Raw genomic sequence first — 23,816 nt, forward strand, 5'->3', positions numbered from 1 at the left:
TCATCAGGCCGGTTGGGCAACCGGCTGATTACCGCGCTCAGTCTGCAGCAGCGACTTGAGCATGGATACGCACATCAGGATCATCACCAGCGAGAACGGCAGGGCGCCGATCATCATCGCTTTCTGAATCGCACCCAGGCCGCCGGCCAACAGCAGAGAACCGACCATCAGCGTCAGAATGACACCCCAGATCACCCGGTGTTTGGCCAGGGCATCGCTGTTACCGCCGGCCATAATAGTGTTCAACACCAGTACGCCCGAGTCGGCTGAGGTCACCAGGTAGGTGATGATCAGCAGGATGGATGCCATCTTCACCACCTGTGCGACCACACCGGAATCGAGCAGATCGATGGTGACGAACAGCACCGAGGCGATGTTGTCGCTGGCGGCCTGGGCAATGGCACCGCCGGCCTGGCCGTTCAGTTCCAGATCCAGCCCGGTGCCGCCGAGGAAAGACATCCAGACAAAGCAGATCAGGCTCGGTACCAGAATACAGCCGACGATGAATTCACGGATGGTACGGCCACGGGAAATCCGCGCCAGGAACAGTCCCACGAAGGGGGCAAAGGCGATCCACCAGGCCCAGTACAGGATGGTCCAGCCGGTTTGCCAGGCACCCAGTTCGGTGCTGCTGTCCCACACCGAGAAGGTCAGCGGTATCAGATTCAGGGTGTAGTCCATCACACTGGTGCCGAACAGGGCGGCACTGTACAGGCTGGAACCGGCCAGCATGAAAAACGCCAGCAAGCCGATGGAAAGGTAGATGTTCACCTGGCTGAGCCACTTCACACCACGGGTCACGCCGGTCAGGGCCGATACGGTGGAAAGCAGCATCACCAGCAACAGGGTGATGATCAGTGCGGTTGCCGTCGGGGCACCCTCGGCATCGAGCAGCACGCCGGTGTTGGCAATAAACTCCACACCGGCGACCAGCTGGGTAACACCAGCGCCCATGGTGGTGGCGACACCCAGCGTGGTAGCCACGACCGCCAGGATATCAATCACATGCCCCAGCGGGCCGTTCAGCTTGTCGCCGAACAACGGGTGCAGGGTAGAGCGAATCGTCAGTGGCAGCCCCTTGCGGAAGGCAAAGTAGGCCATGCACAAGCCGGCGGAGACATAGACAGCCCAGGCGTGCAGGCCCCAGTGCAGCAGGGTGTAGCGCATGGCGCTGGGGACGGCAGCAGCGGTGCCGCCTTCCTGACCGGACTGGATCAGAGCCGGGTTGGACTGGAAGTGATACAGCGGCTCGCCGATGGAGTAGAACATCAGGCCGATGCCCATGCCGGCGCTGAACATCATGGCGAACCAGGAGAAAAAGCTGAACTCCGGTGATTCATCATCCCGGCCCAGGCGCACCTTGCCAAAGCGGCTCAGAGCAAGGCCGAAGCAGAACATCAGAAACAACGCCACGGCGTAGATATAGTAGGTGTTGAATGTTTTCAGCAGCAGCCCGTTGAGGTCACTCAGGGTACCTACGGCTGCTTCCGGAAACACAACGGCGTAAAGCACAATCAGGGCGATGATGGCTTTACTGGCCAGCGTGACGAAGGGATTGAGGCCGGCATAGAAACCGGCTTTGGACAGTCCGATCTGCATGCTGTTGGAGTGACTCATGGCTGCTCTCCCGTACGATTGGAATGGGAGCAGTCGTGAAGCACCGCGAAAAGGTTGGACGTGATGGTGTATGGAAGGATAACAGCCTCCTGTGAGCCGGTTGATGAAACCGTAACGAACCTTCCCTGTCCGTTACGTCCGTAATAGCAGTGTCTGGGCTAGCGCAGCAGTTCGTCCTCGAAGGGGAAACGTGACAGCACTTCGATACCGGTGTCAGTGACCAGCAGCTGGTCTTCCAGCTTGACCCCTTCACCCTGACCCTCGGCGCCGATATAGCTTTCGACACAGAGCGTCATGCCGGGCAGGATCTCGCCGTCATAGCCGGCATCCACATAGTCGGCATGGTGATAGAGATAGGGGTATTCGCCGGTCATGCCAACGCCGTGGGCCGACAGGTAATAACGGTTGGCGTGGTACTGCTGAGGGATATTCCAGGCCTTGTCGGAATACTCCTTGAAGGTCATGCCGGGGCGGATGATGCCGATGTTGTGCTGCACCTGTTCGTAGGCCAGCTTGTACAGCGTGCGCTGCGCTTCCGAAGGCTTGCCTGGCCCCGCGTGGAAGGTGCGGGAGAAGTCGGAGTAGTAGCCGTGGCAGCCCACCACATCCGTATCCAGCGCGATCAGCTCGTTTTCGCCGATCATCTTGGTGGCACACTCCTGAAACCAGGGGTTGGTGCGGGCACCTGAACTGAGCAGGCGTGTTTCGCAGTAATCGCCGTTGCCGGCAATGACGGATTGGTGCAGCACCGACCAGAGTTCGTTTTCCGTGATACCGGGGCGAATCGCTTCGCGCATTTTGCCGACGGCGCGTTCGGTCATGCGCAGTGAAGCGATTACGCACTTCAGTTCTTCATCGGATTTGATTGCCCGCGCCATCTCGATTGGCTCCTGGGCATCGACAATATCAAACCCCAGCTCGGCCATGGCGATGGCGGTGCCGGCGTTCATGCGCTCCAGACCGAGGCGGGCACGCTTTCCGGTCAGCGAGGTGATCAGCTCACCCATCTCTTTGGCCCAGGTACGTTCACGGTTGTGAATATCCTGGCCGGCGGCGACAAAGCTGGCCGTCGAGGATGCGCGCACCTCATCGATGGTTTCAAAACCTTCGCCCAGATGAGCGCAGCCGGTGAATTCAAACAGGATGGTTTTGGCGGGCGTCACCAGCAGATACCGCGAAGGCGTGTTGCGGGAGCAGAACACCTGCATGTTGCGGGCACCGCAGGTGTAACGGATATTGACCGGATCGGAAATGATCATGGCATCAATATCGCGTTTCGCCATTTCTCCGCGTACACGGCCCAGGCGATACTGGCGTACGGCCTTGAGGTCGATACCCGCGCTTTCGGGCGCCTGATCCAGCAATTGCAGGCCAGACAGGTCGGAACGTTCAGAGTGCCAATCGAGAACAGTCATTAATCAAACTCACCAACAGATAGAATCACCGACACCCGAAAACCGCCTCGCTGCCGACAGCAGCAGGGGTGAAAATGCCGATTAAAGTGAGCAGGGATTATAATTTTGATAACCTGAAACGAATATCCGTTAATATTTCATCAAAATAGATAACTACAGGTTATGAAAAGCCTCAGGCATCGTTTGCCCTCACCGAACAGTTTGCTGGTCTTTGAAGCCGCTGGGCGGACACTGAACTTCACCCGCGCAGCGGAAGAACTGCATGTGTCCCAGGCGGCCATCAGCAAGCAGGTGAAGTACCTGGAAGACTATCTGGAATGTGAGTTGTTCGAGCGCACCGGTCGCAAGGTAGCCCTGACCTCCATGGGCAAGCAGCTGCACCAGAAAGTCAGTGCCTCGTTCAACTATCTGGCCGGGGCGGTGGAGGAACTGACCGATACCGATGACCAGCCCGTGCTGACACTGGCGGCCAATACTGCGGTGTCGCACTACTGGCTGGGTGCGGCTATCAGCGCCTATCAGCAGCGTCATCCGCAGCAGGAATTGAATATCCGTGTGGTCACCTCAGACACCACCGAAGACCTCTTTGCCGAAGAGATCAATATTGCCATCGCTTATGAGCCGGGGCTCAGATCCGACTGGCAGATGGAGTTACTGTTTGCGGAAGAACTCTACCCGGTAACCAGCCCTGACTACCTGCAGCGTCACCCCTTTGAAGGTACCCGCCCCGAGGCGTTATTGACGCACAAGCTGCTGGATTTCGAGCAGATAGAGCCCAACTGGATCAACTGGAAGGTCTGGCTGGATGCGCTGGATATCGACCCGACCGGGCTGGATGTCAGCAGCCTGTTCAACAACTACATCATGCTGATCGACGCCGCCAAGCGGGGCCAGGGCATTGCCCTGGGCAGCCGTTACCTTCTGGATGACAAGCTTGCCAGTGGTGACCTGGTGCGGGTCGGCAAGACCAGCATGAAATCCGGTCGCAACTACTGGATCGCGCTGAACAACTCCCGCCCGCTCAGTCGCAAGGTGCTGGCGGTGTATGACTTTCTGCGCAAGTTCACCCCTGTCTGATGGTCTTCAAAAATAGGGTTTGAACACCATCAGCCCTACCACGGCGAGCATGGCGAAAAACGCCGGCACACCCAGCCAGAACCAGTAGCGGCTGTAGCGATGGTAGCTGTCCGGCAGCGGCGCATTATCGGCAGCGGCTTGTCGCGATAGTGCCTTCATTCGCAGCTGCAACCAGACCACAGGCAACCAGCACAGTCCTGCCAGCAGGTAGAGAGCGAAGGTCAGCATTACCCAGGGTGTGGTGATGGGCAGGCCTATGACCCAGAGCATCGCTAGACCGGTTAGTGGTTGGATCAGAATGGTCGGGGTGGTGAACAGCCAGTCGGCCAGCACCACTAGCCGGTCGGTTTCGGCAATGGCGGTAACCTGTCCACCTCGGTAACTCATGTACTTGTAAAAAGCGCTGCCCAGACCGGTGCCGAACAGCAGAAAAGCGCTGAGGATATGCGCGGATTTCAGGATCAGATAGATACTCATTGTGCGTCTCCTTCGCGAACATACAGCATCAGACTGGCGGCTATCAGTGGCAGGTTTTTACTGATCGGGCCGAAAGGGTGGAGCCAGAATTCGGGCAGGCAAAAGGTGAGGATCAGGCTATACCCGAGCACCATGGCGACTTGGGTCAGCAGCACGAGCCGAAGCCGATAATTCAGCAGCAGCGCCAACCCCAGCAGCGTATCCAGTAGCGCAGCCGTGTAGAGGGCGAAGGGCAAGGCGACACCTGACAGTCCCACTGCACCGAGCATCTGATAGCTCTCATCAACAGGGTACCAAAGGGCCGAGGTCAGCCCGGTCCAGATCCACATGAAAGCCAGGCTCAGGCGCAGCAATGGCCAGAGGAAGAACAGCCCAGCCTGCTGGCGCTCGGCAGGGCTGGCGGGTGTCTGTTGGATGCTGTGCTCAAAGGACTGAGGCGTAATTCCAAATGCCCGTGTAAAGGGCTCGACCGGGGCTGTATTACCCCGTTGCAGCATCTGCAGGCTTTCTGCATCCACCGGCAGCCGGCTGAAGGGTGCGCACACACGGACACCCGACTGGGCGAGGCTAAAGGGCACTCGCATTGATGGAGCGGTGGCTTTACCCAGCCACTTTCGCCAGCCGTTGAGCCAGTATTGGAAACTCAGGGCCCTTGGGCCGACACAGTCGATCCGTTGCCGAGAGGGCGACTTGCTTGTCAGAGCGGTCAGCACCGCTTTGACCAGATCATCGATATGAATCGGCTGCACTGGCTGTTGACCGTCACCGATCAATGGCGTGAGTGGCAGTGCGGCAAGGCCGGCAAAGAGCTCACTGCTGGTAGAGCCGGGACCGTACACCAGTGAAGGCCTGAGGATCAGCCAGTCCAGTGGTTGCTTGGCCAGAAAGTCATCGGCTTCCCGCTTGCTCAGGTGATAGGCGGTTTCGGCCTGCTCATCAGCCCCCAGTGCCGAAATCTGAATGACGCGGGTGATGCCCTTTTGAGCACAGGCGCCGAACAAGGCCTTGGGTGCCAGCGTATGCAGGGCGTTAAAACGTTGGCCCGAGCCTTCCCGAATAATGCCCACCGCATTAATGACGGCATCCACGCCACTCAGCCGGGAAAGCCAGACTTCGTGGCTCAGGTCATGTGCAAAATCACAGGGGAAAAAGTCCAGGCAGGGCAGGTCAGGGCGTCGCCGGGAGCAGGCGACCACCTCGTGGCCCTCTGCCAGCAATGCGCGGTGCAGGTGTTGGCCAATAAAACCGGTGGCGCCGGTCAGCAATACACGCATGAGATACCTCCAATGCAGATCCGTTGCGTGGTGGTTTTTGTTATTTCTGTCAAAACAGAAATAAACGGGTAAATTTTTTTACTTGCCCATCAGGCTCTGTACGCGGGCACCCAGCTTCATCAGTTTAATCAGTGTGTTGCGGTCGACCGACTTCATCTGGCCATACCACTCGATCAGCTGCTCCAGAAATTCCAGGGTGTCGTCGATACGGGCCTGGACCTCGGCGGGTGTTTCGCTGTCTTCCTTGCCTTCAACCGAGCAGTTGCGCAGGGTGGTCAGCGTCGGGTCCAGCTCGCGTTGTTTCCGGCCTTCCATGATAGTCATGAAGATGTCCCAGACATCCTGCTGGGAGGCGAAGTAGTCGCGTCTATCCCCCAGCTTCTGTGACACCTGCACCAGTCCCCAGGACTGAAGCTCGCGCAGACTGGTACTCACATTGGAACGTGCCACGCCCAGTGTCTCGGTAATGGTTTCGGCTGTGAGGGGTTCACCCGCCAGATAGAGCAGGGCATGGATTTGCGCCACGGTACGGTTTACACCCCAGCGAGAGCCCATTTCGCCCCAGTGAAGAATGAAGGTTTGCATGGTTGAGCTGAGCTGCATGACTATGCCTTTCATTTATTTCTGTCATTACAGAAATTAGTGCAACCAACAAATCCCGTCAATACCGGTTATGCACGATCGCATAAAAGTAGCCAAAATGAGTGGACAGCCAGACTGGTTGATGGCAATAATTAGACGGTCGTCTAATTAATTTTGGCCGCCGGCCGTTATGCTCAACCCGCAGGAGGATCTATGTTCAAGGCTATCGTGCTCGACAAGGTGGAAGACCAGCAGACCGTTGCATTCAAGGAGCTGGATGATGCTCAGTTGCCCGAGGGTGACGTGACGGTCCGGGTGGCCTACACCACCATGAACTACAAGGACGCGCTGGCGCTGACCGGCAGTGCACCCATCGCCAAGTCCTACCCGATGGTGCCGGGTATCGATTTTGCCGGGGTGGTGGAATCCTCCGACAACCCGGACTTCAAGCCTGGTGATCAGGTAGTGCTGAACGGCTGGGGTGTGGGTGAAAAACACTGGGGTGGTCTGGCCGAAAAGGTCCGCGTTCCCGGTGAATGGCTGGTACCCCTGCAGGCGCCGTTTACACCGCGACAGGCGATGGGCCTCGGCACCGCTGGTTATACCGCCATGCTCTGTGTGCTGGCGCTGGAAAAACAGGGTGTGAAACCTGAAGACGGTCCAATTCTGGTTACCGGTGCGGCCGGTGGCGTGGGCAGTGTAGCTGTGGCGGTACTGGCCAAGTTGGGTTATGAAGTGGCTGCCATGACTGGTCGTCCCGAAGAAGCCGATTTCCTCAAAATGCTGGGTGCCTCCAGCATCGTCGACCGTGCCGAGTACAGTGAAAAGGGCCGTCCCTTGGCGAAAGAGCAGTGGGCCGGTGCTATTGATGTGGCTGGTGGTCAGGTGCTGGCCAATGTCTGTGCCGCGATGAAATACCGTGGTGTGGTAGCGGCTTGCGGTTTGGCTGCGGGCATGGGTTTCCCGGCTACAGTCGCCCCGTTCATCCTGCGTGGTGTGACGCTGGTGGGTGTGGACAGCGTGATGGCACCCAAGGCTGATCGTCTGGAAGCCTGGCAGCGTCTGGCAGCCGATCTGGATATCGGCAAGCTGGAGCAGCTGGTCACCGACGTGCCGTTTGATGAGGTATTGGATAAGGCACCGCTGATGATGCAGGGGCAAATTCGCGGTCGTATTGTGGTACCGGTGGCGGGTTAAATCGGATATAAGTCCCGGGCACCCTCGGGTGCCCTTGGTGCTTCAGAGCACTTTTTCCTGTCCCAAAAGGTGCAAAAAGCCTTGAGTGAAGCGTTCCAGTGGCTGTGTTGAACCTTCCATCTTGGCCCTGAGCACAGCCCCTTCCCAGCCGGTCCAGAACCATTCGGCCAATTGTTCGGCATCCTGCTGGGGAGATATCTCACCCAGTGTTTGTGCTTCTTTCAGGCAGGCCGCCGTGCGGCTTTGCCAGTCATTAAACACTTCTTGAAGCTGTGCCCGGAAGGATTCCGGCAGCAGGCTCATTTCCTGCCCTAAATTGCCGATCAGGCAGCCTCTGCGGAACTGGTACCTGGCCATACCCTCGGCGGCGTCCGCAACAAAACGCTGGATTCGCTCAAGCGGCGTAAATGCGGTGTCCAACAGAAAGCGGTCGAGCTTGCGCGCAAAATATTGCCCGTAAGCACTGATCAGCTCCTGGCCGAACTCTTCCTTGCTTTTGAAGTAATGATAGAAGGACCCCTTGGGGACACCCACCGAGCGCAATATCTCGTCGATACCCACGGAGCTGTAGCCCTTCTCGGTCAGCATGGCCAGGCCCGCTTGAATCAGCTCGCCACGCACCTCGTCATAGGGGCGTGCACTGTGCTTGGGCGGGCGTCCACGGCGGCGGGGACGATCGGGTGTGTGGATGCTCATAAAGACTCGGCTGACAACAACTGCCTGAATTATCGGAACAATTAGACCGGGTGTCTAGTTTATGCACACCGGAAAGGCCTGATGACTGTATGTGGGAGAAGGCAGACCCATGCTGGGCCTGCTGACTATCATCAGGCCTTCACGGCCGCTATCACGGATACTTCAACCAGTAGCTCCGGACTGGCCATACGTGCTTCAACACAGGCTCGCGCAGGGGCATGTCCTTCAGGTACCCAGGCATCCCAGACTGTGTTCATGGCGGCAAAATCCTTCATGTCGCGCACGTAAACAGTGGCGGAAAGGATGTTTTTGCGGTCGCTGTTGACTGACTCCAACAGATCATCGACCTTTGCCAGCATGGTTTCAGTCTGCCCTGTGATGTCGGCGGTGCGGTCTTTGGCGACTTGTCCACACAGATAAACGGTGTTGTTGTGGACAACGGCGCGGCTCATGCGTGTTGCGGTTTCATGGCGAGTAATGGACATGGATAGTTCCAGTTAGTTTTGACAATTATTCGTGCAGATCTGCCAGCTCACCCAGGGTGAGTGGTTTGATCGGCATGCGGATTTGGTAATAGCCGACTTCCTCGACGGGTACACGGCGGTGCTCAGCAATCACCTGGGAAACGGTCAAGCCGCAAAGGCGACCCTGGCAGGGACCCATCCCGCTGCGACAGAACGCTTTGGTTTGATTGGGACCCCGGCAGCCTTCGTCCACCATCTGGCGCAGCTCTCCTGCGCTGACTTCTTCACAGCGGCAGACCAGTGTTTCATCCGAGGGAGATAGGAAGCTGCGTGCCGGCTGGTAGAGCGCATCCAGGAAGGGGCGGATGGCTCGCTCTTTAGCCAGATCCTTTAGGGCCGGGCATGCCTGCTCATCCCGCTGGGTTGTACTCAAGCGGTTCAACTGACGGGCTACTTCCAGTGCCACCAGGTTACCGGCCTGCTCGGCCGCCTTGGCACCGGCAATACCGGCACTGTCACCGGAGATAAACACTCCTTCGCGGGAGGTTTCGCCCCAGTTGTTGGTCACCGGGTGCCAGCACTGCTGCAGCTCGTGCCAGCGGTGCTCCAGCCCCAGTGCGCGGCTGAGCTGCACATTGGGTACCACGCCCTGATGGACCAGCAGTGACTGCGCCGGCAGGCGGTGGGTCGCATTCTTGGCGTGAAACTGAACCTGGTGAAGGAGGCCCTCTTTATTGGCCAGCGCTCGCAGATCCGATACCTGTGTGAAACGCTTGATACCGGCCTGCTTGAGTTCGCGTAGCAGTCCCAGGCCTTTCCACAGCAGGGGCAGGTTGCGCAGGGCACCCGGCAAATGCGGTAGAGCATCCAGGTAACGGCCGGCGGGTGTAGTATCAAGCACCGCTTCAATCGCAACGCCGGCACGGTGAAGCTGAGCTGCAATCAATAGCAGCAGAGGCCCGCTGCCCGCCAGTACCAACGGCTGTGAGGGTACCAGGCCACTGGACTTGAGCAGGATCTGGGCGGCACCGCAGGTCATCACGCCCGGCAGTGTCCAGCCTGGGAAGGGTACGGGGCGCTCCTGGGCACCGGTGGCCAGCAGGATACGCTTAGCGCGAATGCGGGTGCTGCCCTCGGGGCTGGATGCACAGAGGGTGTGGTCGTCATCCAGCGCCCAGACCGTCGTGCCGGAGCGGTATTCGATACGCGCATGATCCAGGTCGCGCACCAGTGTTTCGCCATGGTAGTAGTCCGGGCCCAGAATACGGCGATCTTCCGGCGCCGGGCGGCGGATACTGCGGTAGATCTGCCCGCCGGGAGCCGGTTGCTCATCCAGCAGGACAATGCTCAGGTCCTGTGCGGCAGCGGTGCGCGCCGCCGCCATGCCGGCCGGACCCGCACCCACAATGGCGAGATCGTAAGTGTCAGAGTTCATGACTGCCTGTCCTCATGGTCATGGGTAACCGGTTCAGCATGGCGTGCGCCTTGCTGGCGGCGAATCTGCATGCCGGGGCGCACTTCTGTCATACAGCCCTGTACATTTTCCATACCGTCAATTTCCAGTAGGCACTCGAAGCAAACACCCATCATGCAGTATGGCGCGCGGGGGCTGTTGTTGACCGGAGTTGAGCGCGAGGGTAACAGTCCGGCTGCAAGTACAGCCGCGGCTGCGCTGTCACCGGCGCGTACCTGAATCGGCTGGCCATCCACGTCAACTTCGACCCATTCGGCCGCCCCGGTTTCAATGCGAGGAAACTCAGAAGCGTTGGGCATTGAACACCTCCAATGGCAGATCGGTTTGATCGGTGGCAATCCAATCGGCCAGCGGCCCTGCATGGAATGCCCCCAGGGTGACGCCACTGTGGCAGGTCACCAGATAGGCGCCCGGGTGTTGCTCGGACGCCTGATACAAGGGGTAGCCATCTGCGGTCATGATGCGCAGGGCGCCCCAGGCGCGGACCATGCGCAGGCCGCGCAGAATCGGGAACATCCGTGTGGCGCGGTCGGCAATCTGGGCCATTACCTCGGTGGTGGTGCCACTGTCGAAGCCCACGTCCTCCTTGGAGTCGCCGACCTGAATGGTGCCTTCGCCGGTCTGACGCACGTGTCCCGTGGGGTAGTGCAGGAAGGGGCGCACCCGTTCCGCGATCAGGACCTGACCCCGGTTCGGAAACACCGGCGCGTCCAGGCCCACCATCGGTGCCAGCGTCCGGTTCCCCAGCCCTGCGCTGAGGACCACTTTCTGACATTGCCATTCCCCCTCGGGGGTCTGGATCTTGAATCCCTGAGCGAGCGGGGTAATCGACTCCACTCGACCGCTGTTGGTGATTTGACCGCCGTGCTTGAGAAACGCCTCGGTCAGCGCACGCATCAACTTGAGCGGGTTTACGTGTCCGTCTTCCGGGCACCAGGTGGCGCCTGCCACTTCCGGCCCGGCTTCGGGGATGAATTCGCGCACCTGTTTCAGGTCCAGACGTTCAAATGGATAGTCGCCGCCAGCTGCCTCTCGCATGCGGAACAGCATGGCTTCACGATCAGATACTTCCTGCTCGGTCAGAGACAGGTACAGTCCGCCTCGCTGCTGCAGCTCGACATCGATGCCCGTGTCTTCGCGTAGCTGGCATGCCAGATCGGACCAGAGCCGTGCTGACAGACGTGAGATCTGTGCGTACTCGGGCAGGGTGTCACCCTTGCCCTGTACCCAGACCAGGCCAAAGTTGCCGCGGGAAGCCCGCAGCGCCACGTCAGCCTCATCGAGGATGGTGACGTTCAGGCCATGCCGCTGCAGCCCCAGTGCGGTGGCAAGACCGACAAGTCCACCTCCGATCAGGCAAAGGTCTGCTGTGCGGGCACTGTGATGAGTTGCCTGCATGGATACTTACCTTCTGAATAATACAGGGCCCGACCGGTAGTCGAGCCCGGGAGAGTTACTTCATTACGCGGTCAAGAACGTCGTTCGCCCAGTCGGCACCGATGTCGTTGATCACTTCCGGCCACACCTGCTTGCGCACGATCTCGGCAGTTTTGTTGATCTGCTCATCTGACACCGGCAGGATGGTAGCGCCCGCTTCTTCCAGCAGCTTTTCGTTACGCGCCTGGTCGCCACGTGCCGTTTCCCAGCGAGCTATTTCAAACTGATCGGCTGCCGCACTCAGTGCCGCCTGCTGTTCGTCATCCAATTCGCTGTAGATCTCTTCGTTAATCAGCAGGTACCACATCTCGAAATGGGTATTCAGTGGCAGGTAGTATTTGGTTACGTCACGAAAAGAGGCGTAGTAGCCTTCGGCACCGGAGCCCATGACGCCATCGACAACACCGGTTTGTACGGCAGTAAACGCTTCAGAGAAAGGCAACGGTGAACCGATAAAGCCGATGTTGTCAGCAGTCAGCTGGAAGGTCTTGATCGGCGGTACGCGCAGTTTGGCGCCCTTGTCGGCGGTCGGATCGGCTGCATTGGCCACGTCCTGGTTCAGGGCAATGCCACCGAAGTATACCGGCCAGGCGCCTAACACCCGGATGTTCTGCCTGGCGTAGAGCTCGGACACGACATTACGCATGGGAGAACCTTTGGCGAATACGCGTTCTGCATCGTCCCAGTTCTTAACGAGGTAAGGCATATAGACCAGCTGGAAGCGTTTGTCTGCACTGGAAGCCGGCGGCTGTACGGCCATATCGATGGCACCAAGGCCAACACGCTCCTGTACGACGGTGTAGTCACCCAGGGCGCTGGCCGGAAAGATCTTGACCTTGACCTCGCCGTCGGTAGCGGCATTGACTTGCTCAGCGAAGCGTGTGGCATCAACATCGATAGCAGTATCCTGGGGCCGTACATGCGACAACTTCAATGTTGCGGCCTCGGCCATCGTCACGACAGATGCTGACAGTGCTGCGGCCAGTGCCGCGGTTTTGAACAGGGACTTTTTCATTGTTATCTCCTGGTTTGCGAGAGTCGAGCGGTAGATCAGTAACCGAACAGGCCGGGCAGGAACTCGGACAGGTCGGGCCAAACGGAAACAAGCACAACTACCGGGATGTAGCCGAACAGGATCAACATCATGGCCGGCTTGACCACCTCGGTGAACTTCACCTTGCCGATACGGGCACCCAGATACAGGATGCTGGCGTACGGCGGTGTCACACCTCCCATGGCTGTATTCACACCCATAATGGCGGCGAACTGGATCGGGCTGACGCCCAGAGCTGACATCAGCGGCAGTAGTAGCGGAGCCGTCAGAATGATGGCGGTAATGTCGTTGACGACCATGCCAATACCGAACAGGAACAGGTTGATGAGGATCAGCAGTACTACCTTGTTTTCTGTGATGGCGAAGATGGAATCCACCAGCGCCTGCGGAATGCCTTCGAGCACGTAGATCTGGCTCAGCATCAGGCTGAACAGAATCATTATCAGGATGGAGCCGACCGCCGTGGCGGACTCCTTGCCGGACTCCAGCAGGGTCCTCCAGGTCAGGCCACGGTAGATCATGAAGCCGACCGGCAGGGCGTAGATTACGGCCACGGCAGCGGCTTCGGTCGGCGTCATGATGCCGCCGTAGATACCGCCCAGGATGATCACGGGCATCAGCAGTGCGGGCAGCGCATTAAAGGTCCGCTTGCCGGCTTCGCGCATCAGTTTGTCGAACGGCAGCTTTTGATCGAGGATCAGCGGGAACTTGCGCGATACCACCAGATTGACGATGGAAAAGTTGAACATGATCAGCAGGCCCGGGCCGAGTGTGGCCAGGAAGCAGGCAAGGATCGAGGTATCCGTCACCCAGCCATAGACGATCATGGTGACGCTGGGGGGAATCAGCAGACCCAGAATGGAAGAGTTGGCGATCAGGGCCGTGGCATAGGCACGGGGATAGCCTTTGGCTTCCATTTCGGGGATCAGTAGTGGGCCGATGGCCGCCACACCGGTCAGACCACTGCCGGAGATGGCGCCGATAATGGCGCAGCTGATGGAGGCCACGACGCCGAGACCTCCGCGAACACGGCCCACGAATACGTTGACGAAGTTCAACAGGCTGCCGGCTATGCCACTGACACTCATAATGGTGCCGGCAAAGACGAACAGCGGAATCGCGAGCAGGACCGGGTTGGTGAGCTGGCTGAAGCCCCAAAGCATCATGCCACGCATGGTGGCTTCACCCACCAGGGTCATCACCATCAGGCCGGCACCGAAGCAGTAGGGTAGGGGGACACCCAGGGTCAGCAGAATGACCAGTACCGCGAAGGCAAGCAGTGCAATCTCAATCATCGTTTGGATTCCTCATGTGCATCGGAGAGCACCTGAAATTCCTGAACTTCGGGTGTTTCTGGGTAATCGTCATCTACCGGGTGATCCGGTGTCTTGCGCCAGCCCATCAGGAAGGCGATGTTGCGCCAGAAGTGCCAGGCGGTGAACAGGGTCATGAGCACCAGGCCGATAAACAGCGCGGATTCGTAGGTGAAGGTCGGGATGTAGAGGGTGGGGGTTTCCTTCCAGACCCGCAGGGCGTAGCTGAAATATTTCCAGGCCCAGAGGGTCATCCAGACCGAGACGATGATGCTGATCAGGTCCGAGATCGCCAGCAGCACGGCACGGCTGCGGTCGGTCTTGAGGAAGATCTCCAGCACGTTGGCACGAATCTGGGTATCTTCACGGGACGCGTTGACGCTGCCAAGAATGTAGAGCCAGATGGTGGGGATGACGGCCATCTCTTCCAGTCCCATGACGGGAAGCTCGAAGATGTAACGCGTCAGCACCTGCACAAACTGGAACAGCGCAACCAGACTGATCAGAGCGGTCAGTACATAACGGAACAGACGTTCCATAAGCGTTCTCCGGTTATAATTATTATTTGCCCTTAGGCAATGTGTGACTATGGATGAAATCTTGGGGATTTCATGCGATAACATCAAATCGTTTGTTTGTATTAATTAATAATATGATGTTATCAAGTTGTCGCAGGAGGAGGGGATGTGGCCAAGCTGACCTATCGACAGATCGAGGCGTTTCGGGCCGTCATGATCAGTGGCACCACCAGCGGTGCAGCGAACATTCTCTATATCTCCCAGCCCGCTGTCAGCCGTTTGCTGAGTGATTTCGAGGACACCGTGGGTGTGCAGATGTTCGAGCGCCACAAGCGCCGCCTTGTGCCTACCCCGGAAGCCCGGTTTTTTTACGAGGAAGTGGAGCGTGCTTTCGTCTCTTTGGAGCAGCTCTCGCGTGCGGCCGAAGAGCTGAGAGGCTTGCATCTAGGCTCATTGAGGATCGCGTCCATGCCGGCGGCCTCAGTGGAATTTCTTCCAGCGGTAGCTCGCCGGTTTAGCGAGGAACATCCTAATGTTTCCCTCAGCCTTCAGGTCCGTAGTACCCAGCAGGTGGTGGACCTGGTCGCCAGTCAGGATTTTGATCTCGGCGTGATTTCGGCGATTCACCTGACCGATTCGGCGATTGAAGAAGAGAACCTGGCCAGTAGCGCCATGGTGTGTGTGTTACCGCAAGGGCATGCACTGGCTAATAAGGAAGTGATCACGCCTCAGGATCTGGAAAATGAGGTCTTCATCAGTCTGGGGTCGGAGCAGGACCTACGTTACAAGATCGACAACGTGTTTGATCAGGCCGATGTGTCGCGTCAGCAGTTGATTGATACCCAGCTTCACTATGCTGCTTGTGCTTTTGTGCTGGCGGGCAACGGCGTTTCCATTGTCGATCCGATCACCGCGCTGCACTACCGACGTCTTGGCGTGGTGGTGAAACGCTTTGCTCCGCGCATTGATTATCGGTATTCCATCATTTTTCCTCGCCATCGTGCGCGTTCCGCGTTGACCCGTGCCTTTGTCAGCATGCTGGCCAGCGAGCTGGAAACTCTGTCTCATGCCTCAGAGGGGTTGTTGGAGCTGAGTGCCCGCTGAGGTGGTATCTTCCTCAGGGTTTAGAGTGATTGCATGTTGTATCAACAAGGGGCCCTGAATCTCCTGAGTGTTGTAGTAACACAGGTGCAGCTCGGTGATCTCCAGTGTGGGTAACTTGGCTGCCAGTTGCTGTAACTGTTCAAATCGCTGCGTCAGATCGGCCAGTGGATAACTGTCGCGATAGAATCCCAGGGTGATATGGGGCTGGTATTGCTGTGCCGGTGAATCTTCCGCAACGCCTTTGGATATTAGGCTTCTCAGCGATTCCAGTTGGTTATTCACGTCCTCGATACCCAGCCAGGGCGCGGTGGAAAAAGTGGATAAACAGGATGCTGTTAATAACACTGGGGATAGACTGTATAACTCCAGTGACTGGATTTGTGCAGCCTGCATGTCAGCGCTGTAGTGGTTTTTATCCACAAGTCCTGCTGCAAAGAGTGTGATGTGAGGCTGGCGTGCATAGCCGGGGTGGAGCCAGGGCGAGAGCTGGGTTTGTGCCTGGTCGATGAAGGCCAGCCACTGAGGGTCATTCACCGGCAGGCACCAGACGGCGTACTGGCGAATGCCACGGTGCCACTGGGGCCAATCGTCAAGGCTGACGGCGAGGGTATGCTTGGGCTGTTTCACTATAGAGAGTCTGTTACTGGCTTATCACTCAGCTCTGGTATGCTGGGAGCAACTATCCGTTGCTGCAGTTGATCGGAGCCCGCAGTATGCATGACCACTCCTTGCGTGACCAAATCGTGGCAGAAGTTCATGCCCGCCCGTTTCAGAAACTTCACGCGCCGCTGGCGCTGTCACACAAGGCGATCCTGTATGAGGATGTCTCGCCTCAGACGGTGGACCATGCCGTGCGCCAGCTGGTGGATACCTGGGGGCTGCCCCGGCCGGACAATGACGAGGGGTTTTTCTTCACCCGCAATGCCGAGTATGCCCTGCGTTTTGAACCGCACAGCGAGTTTTACAGCCTGACGCTCTATGCGCTGGAAACCCTGATGGTACCAAGCTGGCACCGAGGTGAGGAGGAAAGCCTGCCTGGTGCTTACCTTTGTGGTGTCGAAGTTATCTGCCAGCCGTATTCGGAAGCGGAACTGGAACCCCTGCTGGAACGCCATTTCGGTGACCATCAGGTATCCGGCTCTGCCGTGATGGGCGGTGCAGGCCTGGTCTACACCGATTTTCGCGAGCGTCTGGATAGCCGCATGAGCCGCGTACTGGTGCTGCAACAGCCGAAGATGATCGAATACCGCTGTGGGCGCCTGTTGCAGCGGGTATGCGAGATCGAAACCTACCGCCATATGGCGTTGCTGGGGCTGCCGTTAAGCACCGAACTGGTGCCGGAAGTTACACGGCTGGACCAGTCGCTGGCGGAGACGGTGGCATCTATTGCCGAAGCCCGTCGCGAGCCCGCCGAGCTGGTTCATGAACTCATGCAGCAGGCAGCACGGGTGGAAGAGTTATCGGCCCGCAGTGCAAACCGCCTGGCCGCATCGGAAGCCTACTTTGCGCTGTTGTATAGCCGCATTGAAGAGCTGCGCGAGGAGCGTCTGGAAGGGATACAGACCATCGAGCAGTTTATGGACCGGCGGCTGGATCCGGCACGGCGCACCTGTCGCACCACCGGTGAGCGGATCGAGCGGCTGTCGAAGCGTATCGCCCGCACTACCGACCTGATCCGTTCCCAGGTCGACCTGTCCATTGAAAGCCAGAACAAGGACCTGCTGGAAGGCCTGAACCGTCGCGCCAAACGCCAGATCCGCATGCAGGCCAAGCTGGAAAGCTTCACCGTTATCGTAGTGACCTACTATGCCTTTGACCTGATCGACCGCACCCTGAGAAATATCCTCGGCGACACCGAGCTGGAACGCCAGTTGTCACTGGGTTTGAGCCTGCTGGTGCCGCTGCTGGCGCTGGGTTTGTTCTGGTATCTGCGCCGCCTGCTGAAAGGTTATGACGACGAGTAACGTCTGGTCCTAGTCGATTCGTTTCAACTTGTTGGGGTATTCGGCCGCTTTGCCAACATAGGACTGGGCGTTGGCCTTGAGCGCGGCCACAGCCTCATCGCCCAGGGTTTTTACCACCTTGGCGGGGCTGCCCAAAATCAGGGAGTTATCCGGGAACTCCTTGCCTTCGGTAACCAGCGCACCGGCGCCAACCAGACAGTTCTTGCCGATTTTGGCACCGTTCAAAACGACGGCCTGAATACCGATCAGGGAGTTCTCGCCCACGCTGCAACCATGCAGCATCGCCTGGTGGCCGATGGTCACGCCTTCACCCACCTGCAGTGGAAAGCCGGGGTCGGTATGTAACACGGCACCATCCTGCACATTGCTGCCGGTGCCGATATGAATGGGTTCGTTGTCGGCCCGCAATACCGCCTGAGGCCAGATGCTGGCACCCGCTGCGAGTTTGACCTGCCCAATCAAGGTTGCCTGTTCATGTACGTAGGCGGTGCTGTCTATTTCAGGGCGTTGGCCGTCATATTCATAAATCGCCATAGTGGTCTCTTATATCTATTCTTGTATTCGCTCAGACCAAGGGTACTCGTAAAGCACGGACTTAATCCATGACAGGAGGTGCCGAATGGGGCCTGATTTTGACAGCCTATCGATCTCCACTAGGCTTAAACTCTCTTCACAGCGGTTCAACTTCAAGCTGTATTCATGGGCCCCCGGAGCCGCTATCAACCGAATCATCGGGGGCTAGTCATGAGCAGTTTGAGCACCAAAGTTGCCATTGTGCAAAAACCACCTGTCTGGCTGGATCTCCAGCAGACCCTCTCTTGTGCTATCGACAGTTTGAACGAAGCCGTTGGGCAGGGCGCCCAGCTAGTGATGTTCCCGGAGGCTTATCTGCCCGGTTACCCGACCTGGATCTGGCGCCTTAAACCCGGTGGCGATATGGCACTGGGCAATCAGTTGCATACCCAGCTGCGACATAACGCTGTGGATATTGATCGTGGCGATCTGGATGGCTTCTGTGAAGCGATCAAAGCGGCCGGTGCTGTGGTGGTGATCGGCATGAATGAACTGGACTCCCGCTACAGTGGGACCACCTTGTTCAACTCAGTGGCAGTGATTGATGCCGATGGCCAGATCCTGAATGTGCACCGAAAGCTGATGCCCACCAATCCTGAAAGGATGGTTTGGGGTATGGGTGATGCCTCCGGGCTGAAGGTCGTGCAGACCGCGGTGGGGCGAATTGGCTGCATGATCTGCTGGGAAAGCTATATGCCTCTGGCAAGGTTTGCCCTGTACGCACAGGATATCGAACTCTATCTGGCGCCCACCTGGGATTCGGGTGAGACCTGGCTGGCATCCATGAACCACATTGCCCGAGAGGGTGGTTGCCATGTTTTGAGTACCGCGACGGCGGTGCAGGGTTCGGATCTACCAGACAGTTTTCCTGAGCGGGATCGGCTGTTTACCCCGGATGAGTGGATCAATCCGGGTGATGCGGTGGTGGTCAAGCCCTTTGGCGGTGTGGTCGCCGGGCCCTTGCATCAGGAGAAGGGGATTGTCTATGCCGATCTTGATCTGGAAGCCGCCCGCTCTGCGCGCAAAGCGCTGGATGTGAGCGGGCATTACAACCGGCCTGATCTGTTCAACCTGGAAATCGACCGGCGGGCCAAGCCGCCGGTGCACTTTCAGGATGATACAGAGGGGTTATAGCTTGCCCTGTGGATGAATAAACGGCCAGGGTGAGCCTTCCAGGCCGCGCTCGGATTGGATTTCGATCAGGCAGGGCTGATTCAGTTCGATGCATTTCTCCAGCACCGGCTTGAGCGCCTGAGGGCTGTCGACGCGGTAGCCGCGAACACCAAAGCTTTCCGCCAGCTGCACGAAATCCGGTGTTTTTAGCTCGGAACCGCTGAAGCGGCTGCCGAAGCCCATCTGCTGGTCGCGGCGTACATTGCCGTAGGACTGGTTGTTGACCACGATGCTGACCAGGCCGATGTTGAATTCGGCGGCGGTCATCAGCTCCTGCACCCCGAACATGAAACCGCCATCACCGCTGACGGAGACCACGGCCTTGTCCGGATTGGCCACTTTTACGCCCAGCGCAGTGGGGAAACCAAAACCAAGCGTGCCTTGATAGCCGCCTTCCACATAGGTGCGTGGCTGCAGTACCGGCAGGCCACCGACCCAGGTGGTGAAGCCCATCTGTGACAGCTCCGGTACGTAGAAACCATCACGCGGCAGTACCTGACGAATCACATCCAGGTAGGCCATTTGTGGCTGGACCGTTTGCAGGGCATCCCAGGCGACGGCCTTGGCCTGCGCGATCTCTTCCTGGCGGTCCCTGTTGGGCGACACCTTATCCACAAGCAGGTCATGCAAGCCGCGGCACACCTGTGCCGAGTCACCCACAATGCCGAGGTCCGGCGCGAAGATCTCCATCTGCTCCGGGTCGATATCGATACGGATAAGTTGAGGGCCGCTGCTTGGCTTACGCTCGTACGCCATGTAGTTGCCCCAGCGCAGGTAGGGCATTTCCAGGCGGGAGCCGATGCCGATCAGCAGGTCGCAGTCATCCCAAAGCTGGCGTGCCGCCACGGCGGACAGGCCCAACGGATGATCTTCAGCGACCACGCCGCGGCCACTGCGAAACGCCGTGACCGGCGCATTCAGCAGTTCGGCCAGTGCGGTCACTTCTGCGGACGCATGCAGGGCACCGGCACCGCACATCAACATGGGTTTGCGGGCCTTGGCGATCATCTCGGCGGCAGACTTGAGTGCATCCAGATTGAGTTCCGGCAGTGTTTCCTCAACCGGTGTCAGCGCAGGAGAAGCAAACTCGGACTCGGTGGCCATGGTGTCCCAGCACATCTCCACGGTGACGGGGCCAGGCCGGCCGCTGCGCACGGTCTGATAGGCCTGGTTCATCACGGCAGCGGTGTCCTCTGCACGGTGGATGCTGAAGGCATCCTTGATGATCGATTTCAGTGTGCCGGCCTGATCCTTGAGTTCATGCAGGTGGCCACGCCCCTGACCAAGAAAAGTCGAAGGCACCTGGCCGGTAAGGCCAACGACCGGGCTGCAGTTGCCCATGGCGGTGCACAGGGCGGCGGTGGTGTTGAGAATGCCGGGGCCGGGGACCACGGCGAAGGTGCCGGTCTTGCCGGTGGATTTGGCATACCCCATGGCCATGTAGGCGGCGCTCTGTTCGTGGCGGGGCACGACCAAGTTCAGGTCCTGCTTGTAGATGCCATCGAACAGCGGATAGATCTGGGCACCGGGGATACCGAAGACGGTATCGACGCCGTTGGCAGCGGCGGATTCAATCATGGCTTCGCCGGCGGTCATGGTTTTCTGGGTGTTCTTGATTGCAGCATTCATAGGTCAGATAACTCCTGTCAGGTAAAAAGATGAAACCTTGATGAGTGATCTGGCCCGTCACCTTCCTTCCCAGGCTATTGGCAGCCTGTGTATGACACAGAGGGGGCGAGGGGGCTTTCCAAATGATCCATTTGATTGGCCAAGACACGGCGGGCATGCATGGGCAACACACGGAGATTGCCTGTGCCAATGCACGGATTCACGCTCAGCGAAAAAACCGAGTCAGTGTTTCAGCAGCCTGTCTTAACAGCAAAAATGGAGATGTAGAAAAGCGCGGCCAGATCAGATCTGTCCGTTGAAGCGGGGAGGCGGGATGGCGATACCACGAATACTGCGCGACCAGTGTTGGCCGATCGAGAGGCGCCATTGATGTTTATGCATGGAACGGTTGTGCATGTCCTGCAGCCATGGTTATTTTCCGTCCACCTTAGCCGGTTCGCTCGGATTAATCCAGTATCGTGCTCAGTCCGCGGGCCAGGGTATGCACCAGTCTATGCATGCTGTCTTCATCCGGGCGGGTATAACCGAGAATGAAACCCTCCGTCGGCTCGAGCGCCTGCTCCGGGTGCTGAAGCAGTTGCTCGGCAGCGCTGGCGTAGTGTGCAGAGAGAGGGTCCAGCCGGATACCCTTCTGCTGAAGCCGCTCGGCCAGCAACTGATCCAGGGGATCAGAGCCCAGCAACGGACGCAGTCTGTCAGCCGTTTCGGGCCGAAACCGAATGATCAGGTGCATGCCGCCATGCGGGGTGTGCCAGTGGAACCAGGGCTGCAGATGCTGCTTGGCCAATGCCAGCAGCTGATCCCGTTTGTGCCGGTAATGACGCCGCATACGGTTGATATGCCGGCCAAAATCACCGCTGTTCATGAATTCGGTCAGCACCGGCTGCATGGGCAGAGAGGCCGAGCCTCCCAACTGTGTCCGGCTGTGCAACAACGCCTGAGAATGCGCCGGCGGTGAGACGATAAATCCCAGTCGCAGGCCTCGGAACAGAACCTTGGAAAAGCTGCCGACAAAAAACACCCGGTCCGAACGGTCGGCCTGCATCAAGGGAACGCCGGTGCGTCCCTGATAACTGAACTCATTGTCGTAATCATCTTCCACCACCCACAGCTGCTCGGCTTGCAGCGCCTGCAGCCATTGCTGGCGCCGTTGTGAACTCAGGGCAACACCCAGTGGATACTGTCGATTCGGGGTCAGCAGCACCACCGGTGGCGAGCTGTCTGCCGGCGGCAACTGACAGCCTTCCTCATCCACCGGGAGCTGAAATGGCAGGGGCTGGGAACGCGTACTGTTCCATTCTGCCAACTGGTGCCGAATGGGTTGAAAGCAGGGTGTTTCGGTGCACCAGCGGCTGCTGGGACTGATCTGGTTGAAGGTGTGTCGGAGCAGGCTCAGGGCATCGCGATTACCGGCGGTGATGACGATTTGATCGGCCGAACACTGCAGGCCGCGCAGCTGGTACAGGTAGTCGGCAATGGCCTGCTTCAGGCCGGGATAACCACTGGGATAGGCGTCTTCCAGCACCAGCGGGTCTGGCTGTTGCCAGCTGGCGCGCATGCTTTTCTGCCAGCTTTTCAATGGGAAGGCCTTGGGGTCTACCCCCGAATCAAAACTGAGTAACGCGGGCGTTTCTCGCTGGGCCGGTGGTGCCTGTTGGGGCTGAATACGTGCGTGCGAGTGTTCAGCGACAAACACACCGCTTTTGGCGCGGCTGACCAGTATTCCCTCGGCCACCAGGCGTTCATAGACATTCACCAGTGTGCTGCGCGAGACGCCCAGAGACTCTGCCATGGCACGGCTACCGGGCAGGCGGTCACCCGGTTTCAGCTGGCCCTGCTCGATGGCCTGCGTGATCTGATCGATCAACTGGCGATACAGAGGCCCCTGATCCGGCGTCAGAGACAGGCTGAGGTTACTGATGCCAAGGTGGTTGGGTGCGGTCATCTGGTATGCAATAAAAAGTAAAAACTGGATATTTTTAAGAATACCTCATGCCGCTAGAGTTGGCCTCAGGTTATTCATTCATCCGGCTGACAGGCGATCACCGGAGCTGTCGATTGGAGCGACATCATGGCAACGCAGGCACCCGAGGCCACATTGGCCGATCAAGCGAAGACACTTTCAAACACAGCGCTCACACAGATCAAGCGTGGCGCCAAGCGCGCCATTTCCGAGCGTGAGGCGATGCTGGAATTTATCGACCAGTCGTTGCTCTGCTTTGTCGGCTTCCAGATCAATGGTCAGGTGCGTGTAATCCCCACTTTTCACTGGCGTGATGGTGATTACCTGTACTGGCATGGCCACAGCAAGGCGGCCAATATTCAGGGCGCGCACAAGGCCGAGGACAAGGTCTGCATTACCCTGGCCACACTTGATGGGCTGGTCATGGCGCGTTCGGCGTTTCACCACTCGGCCAACTACCGCTCGGTGATGGTGTATGGCGTGCCCGAAGCCGTGACGGACCCGGCAGAAAAGCAGTATCACTTTGAGCGTTTTGTGGAAAAGCTCAGCCCCGGCCGTTGGCCACAGCTGCGGCCGGTGACGGACACTGAAACCCAGGCCACCGGTATTTTGCGGGTGAAGCTGGATGAAGCATCCATGAAAGTAAGGGCTGCGGGTGTCGCCGATGATGCCGAGGACATGGACTGGCCGGTCTGGGCCGGTGTACTGCCGGTGCATCAGGTCTGGGGCGAGCCAGAGCAGGACGAAGCCCAGGCGTCAGCCGCCCATGAGCGGCTGGTGTATCCTGAGTGTGTGGTGCAGCAAAAGTGACAGGC

At 58.5% G+C, this 23,816-nt stretch carries 23 protein-coding genes; 6 read left to right on the forward strand and 17 right to left on the reverse strand.

From position 1 onward, the window contains the following. Nucleotides 1–3: 3 nt before the first annotated feature. The gene (locus tag BW956_RS13265) at nt 4–1,617 is read right to left on the reverse strand and encodes a BCCT family transporter (protein ID WP_076463138.1); all 1,614 of its coding nucleotides are present in this window, start codon (nt 1,615–1,617) and stop codon (nt 4–6) included. A gap of 158 nt (nt 1,618–1,775) precedes the next feature. Next, nucleotides 1,776–3,032 (reverse strand): M24 family metallopeptidase, encoded by a 1,257-nt coding sequence (locus BW956_RS13270; RefSeq protein WP_076463139.1) that lies wholly within the window; start codon nt 3,030–3,032, stop codon nt 1,776–1,778. Between the two features lie 162 nt (nt 3,033–3,194). On the opposite strand from BW956_RS13270, the gene BW956_RS13275 reads away from it, so the two are divergent. After that, nucleotides 3,195–4,109 carry a LysR substrate-binding domain-containing protein gene (locus BW956_RS13275; protein WP_076463140.1) on the forward strand — a complete coding sequence of 305 codons (915 nt, stop codon included), beginning with the start codon at nt 3,195–3,197 and terminating at the stop codon, nt 4,107–4,109. A 6-nt stretch (nt 4,110–4,115) separates the two neighbouring features. Here BW956_RS13275 and BW956_RS13280 read toward each other — a convergent pair whose 3' ends face one another. The 3 genes from BW956_RS13280 to BW956_RS13290 all read right to left on the reverse strand — a co-directional run bounded on the left by BW956_RS13280 (nt 4,116) and on the right by BW956_RS13290 (nt 6,478). Then, the gene (locus tag BW956_RS13280) at nt 4,116–4,586 is read right to left on the reverse strand and encodes a DUF2269 family protein (RefSeq protein ID WP_076463141.1); all 471 of its coding nucleotides are present in this window, start codon (nt 4,584–4,586) and stop codon (nt 4,116–4,118) included. Next, a complete protein-coding gene (locus tag BW956_RS13285; RefSeq protein WP_076463142.1) occupies nt 4,583–5,860 on the reverse strand; it encodes an SDR family oxidoreductase in 1,278 nt (425 codons plus the stop codon). The genes BW956_RS13280 and BW956_RS13285 overlap by 4 nt, the downstream gene beginning before the upstream one ends. Before the next feature lie 78 nt (nt 5,861–5,938). Continuing rightward, the gene (locus BW956_RS13290; protein ID WP_217695127.1) at nt 5,939–6,478 is read right to left on the reverse strand and encodes a GbsR/MarR family transcriptional regulator; all 540 of its coding nucleotides are present in this window, start codon (nt 6,476–6,478) and stop codon (nt 5,939–5,941) included. 177 nt (nt 6,479–6,655) lie between these two features. On the opposite strand from BW956_RS13290, the gene acuI reads away from it, so the two are divergent. Further along, on the forward strand, nt 6,656–7,639 hold the full coding sequence (acuI, locus tag BW956_RS13295) for an acrylyl-CoA reductase (NADPH) (protein ID WP_076463144.1): 984 nt from the start codon (nt 6,656–6,658) through the stop codon (nt 7,637–7,639). A 42-nt stretch (nt 7,640–7,681) separates the two neighbouring features. On the opposite strand, the gene acuR is transcribed toward acuI, so the two are convergent. From acuR to BW956_RS13335, 8 genes are all read right to left on the reverse strand, one after another. Further along, on the reverse strand, nt 7,682–8,335 hold the full coding sequence (gene acuR, locus BW956_RS13300) for an acrylate utilization transcriptional regulator AcuR (RefSeq protein WP_076463145.1): 654 nt from the start codon (nt 8,333–8,335) through the stop codon (nt 7,682–7,684). A gap of 131 nt (nt 8,336–8,466) precedes the next feature. After that, on the reverse strand, nt 8,467–8,820 hold the full coding sequence (locus BW956_RS13305) for a RidA family protein (protein ID WP_076463146.1): 354 nt from the start codon (nt 8,818–8,820) through the stop codon (nt 8,467–8,469). A 25-nt stretch (nt 8,821–8,845) separates the two neighbouring features. Beyond that, nucleotides 8,846–10,234 (reverse strand): FAD/NAD(P)-dependent oxidoreductase, encoded by a 1,389-nt coding sequence (locus BW956_RS13310; RefSeq protein WP_076463147.1) that lies wholly within the window; start codon nt 10,232–10,234, stop codon nt 8,846–8,848. Then, complete coding sequence (locus BW956_RS13315) at nt 10,231–10,572, reverse strand: (2Fe-2S)-binding protein (protein ID WP_076463148.1); 342 nt, start codon at nt 10,570–10,572, stop codon at nt 10,231–10,233. Before BW956_RS13315 ends, BW956_RS13310 begins: the two co-directional genes overlap by 4 nt. Continuing rightward, the gene (locus BW956_RS13320; protein ID WP_076463149.1) at nt 10,556–11,671 is read right to left on the reverse strand and encodes an NAD(P)/FAD-dependent oxidoreductase; all 1,116 of its coding nucleotides are present in this window, start codon (nt 11,669–11,671) and stop codon (nt 10,556–10,558) included. Before BW956_RS13320 ends, BW956_RS13315 begins: the two co-directional genes overlap by 17 nt. A gap of 55 nt (nt 11,672–11,726) precedes the next feature. Continuing rightward, nucleotides 11,727–12,725 (reverse strand): TRAP transporter substrate-binding protein DctP, encoded by a 999-nt coding sequence (gene dctP / locus BW956_RS13325; RefSeq protein WP_076463150.1) that lies wholly within the window; start codon nt 12,723–12,725, stop codon nt 11,727–11,729. 35 nt (nt 12,726–12,760) lie between these two features. Further along, entirely contained in the window at nt 12,761–14,059 is a 1,299-nt protein-coding gene (locus BW956_RS13330) for a TRAP transporter large permease (RefSeq protein WP_076463151.1), read from the reverse strand. Then, nucleotides 14,056–14,616 carry a TRAP transporter small permease gene (locus tag BW956_RS13335; RefSeq protein ID WP_076463152.1) on the reverse strand — a complete coding sequence of 187 codons (561 nt, stop codon included), beginning with the start codon at nt 14,614–14,616 and terminating at the stop codon, nt 14,056–14,058. Before BW956_RS13335 ends, BW956_RS13330 begins: the two co-directional genes overlap by 4 nt. Nucleotides 14,617–14,763: 147 nt before the next feature. Here BW956_RS13335 and BW956_RS13340 point away from each other — a divergent pair, with 147 nt between their 5' ends. Next, a complete protein-coding gene (locus BW956_RS13340; protein WP_076463153.1) occupies nt 14,764–15,699 on the forward strand; it encodes a LysR substrate-binding domain-containing protein in 936 nt (311 codons plus the stop codon). Here BW956_RS13340 and BW956_RS13345 read toward each other — a convergent pair. After that, a complete protein-coding gene (locus tag BW956_RS13345; RefSeq protein WP_076463154.1) occupies nt 15,667–16,326 on the reverse strand; it encodes a 2'-5' RNA ligase family protein in 660 nt (219 codons plus the stop codon). The genes BW956_RS13340 and BW956_RS13345 overlap by 33 nt on opposite strands. An 86-nt stretch (nt 16,327–16,412) precedes the next feature. On the opposite strand from BW956_RS13345, the gene BW956_RS13350 reads away from it, so the two are divergent. Next, nucleotides 16,413–17,663 (forward strand): DUF3422 domain-containing protein, encoded by a 1,251-nt coding sequence (locus BW956_RS13350; RefSeq protein WP_076463197.1) that lies wholly within the window; start codon nt 16,413–16,415, stop codon nt 17,661–17,663. Nucleotides 17,664–17,672: 9 nt separating this feature from the next. On the opposite strand, the gene BW956_RS13355 is transcribed toward BW956_RS13350, so the two are convergent. Beyond that, nucleotides 17,673–18,197: a gamma carbonic anhydrase family protein gene (locus BW956_RS13355; protein WP_076463155.1), complete on the reverse strand. Its 525-nt coding sequence runs from the start codon at nt 18,195–18,197 to the stop codon at nt 17,673–17,675. Nucleotides 18,198–18,407: 210 nt separating this feature from the next. Between BW956_RS13355 and BW956_RS13360 the strand changes: the two genes are divergently transcribed. Further along, nucleotides 18,408–19,370, forward strand: coding sequence for a carbon-nitrogen hydrolase family protein (locus BW956_RS13360; protein ID WP_076463156.1), 963 nt, complete (start codon nt 18,408–18,410; stop codon nt 19,368–19,370). On the opposite strand, the gene BW956_RS13365 is transcribed toward BW956_RS13360, so the two are convergent. Both BW956_RS13365 and pdxR read right to left on the reverse strand, forming a co-directional pair. Then, nucleotides 19,365–21,038, reverse strand: coding sequence for a thiamine pyrophosphate-dependent enzyme (locus BW956_RS13365; RefSeq protein ID WP_083703067.1), 1,674 nt, complete (start codon nt 21,036–21,038; stop codon nt 19,365–19,367). The genes BW956_RS13360 and BW956_RS13365 overlap by 6 nt on opposite strands. 445 nt (nt 21,039–21,483) lie before the next feature. Further along, nucleotides 21,484–22,983: a MocR-like pyridoxine biosynthesis transcription factor PdxR gene (pdxR, locus tag BW956_RS13370; RefSeq protein WP_076463157.1), complete on the reverse strand. Its 1,500-nt coding sequence runs from the start codon at nt 22,981–22,983 to the stop codon at nt 21,484–21,486. 126 nt (nt 22,984–23,109) lie between these two features. Between pdxR and BW956_RS13375 the strand changes: the two genes are divergently transcribed. Then, nucleotides 23,110–23,811 carry a pyridoxamine 5'-phosphate oxidase family protein gene (locus tag BW956_RS13375; RefSeq protein ID WP_076463158.1) on the forward strand — a complete coding sequence of 234 codons (702 nt, stop codon included), beginning with the start codon at nt 23,110–23,112 and terminating at the stop codon, nt 23,809–23,811. The last annotated feature ends 5 nt before the right edge of the window (nt 23,812–23,816 follow it).

The sequence above is a fragment of the Marinobacterium stanieri genome (genome assembly GCF_900155945.1).
Lineage (GTDB): Bacteria > Pseudomonadota > Gammaproteobacteria > Pseudomonadales > Balneatricaceae > Marinobacterium > Marinobacterium stanieri.

What these genes read in the sequence shown, in the direction of transcription:
- BW956_RS13310 (WP_076463147.1), bottom strand. Translation starts at nt 10,234, where the DNA reads ATGAACTCTGACACTTACGATCTCGCCATTGTGGGTGCGGGTCCGGCC.
- pdxR (WP_076463157.1), bottom strand. Translation starts at nt 22,983, where the DNA reads ATGACCGCACCCAACCACCTTGGCATCAGTAACCTCAGCCTGTCTCTG.
- BW956_RS13270 (WP_076463139.1), bottom strand. Translation starts at nt 3,032, where the DNA reads ATGACTGTTCTCGATTGGCACTCTGAACGTTCCGACCTGTCTGGCCTG.
- BW956_RS13280 (WP_076463141.1), bottom strand. Translation starts at nt 4,586, where the DNA reads ATGAGTATCTATCTGATCCTGAAATCCGCGCATATCCTCAGCGCTTTT.
- BW956_RS13365 (WP_083703067.1), bottom strand. Translation starts at nt 21,038, where the DNA reads ATGAATGCTGCAATCAAGAACACCCAGAAAACCATGACCGCCGGCGAA.
- BW956_RS13265 (WP_076463138.1), bottom strand. Translation starts at nt 1,617, where the DNA reads ATGAGTCACTCCAACAGCATGCAGATCGGACTGTCCAAAGCCGGTTTC.
- BW956_RS13290 (WP_217695127.1), bottom strand. Translation starts at nt 6,478, where the DNA reads ATGAAAGGCATAGTCATGCAGCTCAGCTCAACCATGCAAACCTTCATT.
- dctP (WP_076463150.1), bottom strand. Translation starts at nt 12,725, where the DNA reads ATGAAAAAGTCCCTGTTCAAAACCGCGGCACTGGCCGCAGCACTGTCA.
- BW956_RS13360 (WP_076463156.1), top strand. Translation starts at nt 18,408, where the DNA reads ATGAGCAGTTTGAGCACCAAAGTTGCCATTGTGCAAAAACCACCTGTC.
- acuR (WP_076463145.1), bottom strand. Translation starts at nt 8,335, where the DNA reads ATGAGCATCCACACACCCGATCGTCCCCGCCGCCGTGGACGCCCGCCC.
- BW956_RS13355 (WP_076463155.1), bottom strand. Translation starts at nt 18,197, where the DNA reads ATGGCGATTTATGAATATGACGGCCAACGCCCTGAAATAGACAGCACC.
- BW956_RS13320 (WP_076463149.1), bottom strand. Translation starts at nt 11,671, where the DNA reads ATGCAGGCAACTCATCACAGTGCCCGCACAGCAGACCTTTGCCTGATC.
- BW956_RS13275 (WP_076463140.1), top strand. Translation starts at nt 3,195, where the DNA reads ATGAAAAGCCTCAGGCATCGTTTGCCCTCACCGAACAGTTTGCTGGTC.
- BW956_RS13375 (WP_076463158.1), top strand. Translation starts at nt 23,110, where the DNA reads ATGGCAACGCAGGCACCCGAGGCCACATTGGCCGATCAAGCGAAGACA.
- acuI (WP_076463144.1), top strand. Translation starts at nt 6,656, where the DNA reads ATGTTCAAGGCTATCGTGCTCGACAAGGTGGAAGACCAGCAGACCGTT.
- BW956_RS13330 (WP_076463151.1), bottom strand. Translation starts at nt 14,059, where the DNA reads ATGATTGAGATTGCACTGCTTGCCTTCGCGGTACTGGTCATTCTGCTG.
- BW956_RS13335 (WP_076463152.1), bottom strand. Translation starts at nt 14,616, where the DNA reads ATGGAACGTCTGTTCCGTTATGTACTGACCGCTCTGATCAGTCTGGTT.
- BW956_RS13315 (WP_076463148.1), bottom strand. Translation starts at nt 10,572, where the DNA reads ATGCCCAACGCTTCTGAGTTTCCTCGCATTGAAACCGGGGCGGCCGAA.
- BW956_RS13285 (WP_076463142.1), bottom strand. Translation starts at nt 5,860, where the DNA reads ATGCGTGTATTGCTGACCGGCGCCACCGGTTTTATTGGCCAACACCTG.
- BW956_RS13350 (WP_076463197.1), top strand. Translation starts at nt 16,413, where the DNA reads ATGCATGACCACTCCTTGCGTGACCAAATCGTGGCAGAAGTTCATGCC.
- BW956_RS13305 (WP_076463146.1), bottom strand. Translation starts at nt 8,820, where the DNA reads ATGTCCATTACTCGCCATGAAACCGCAACACGCATGAGCCGCGCCGTT.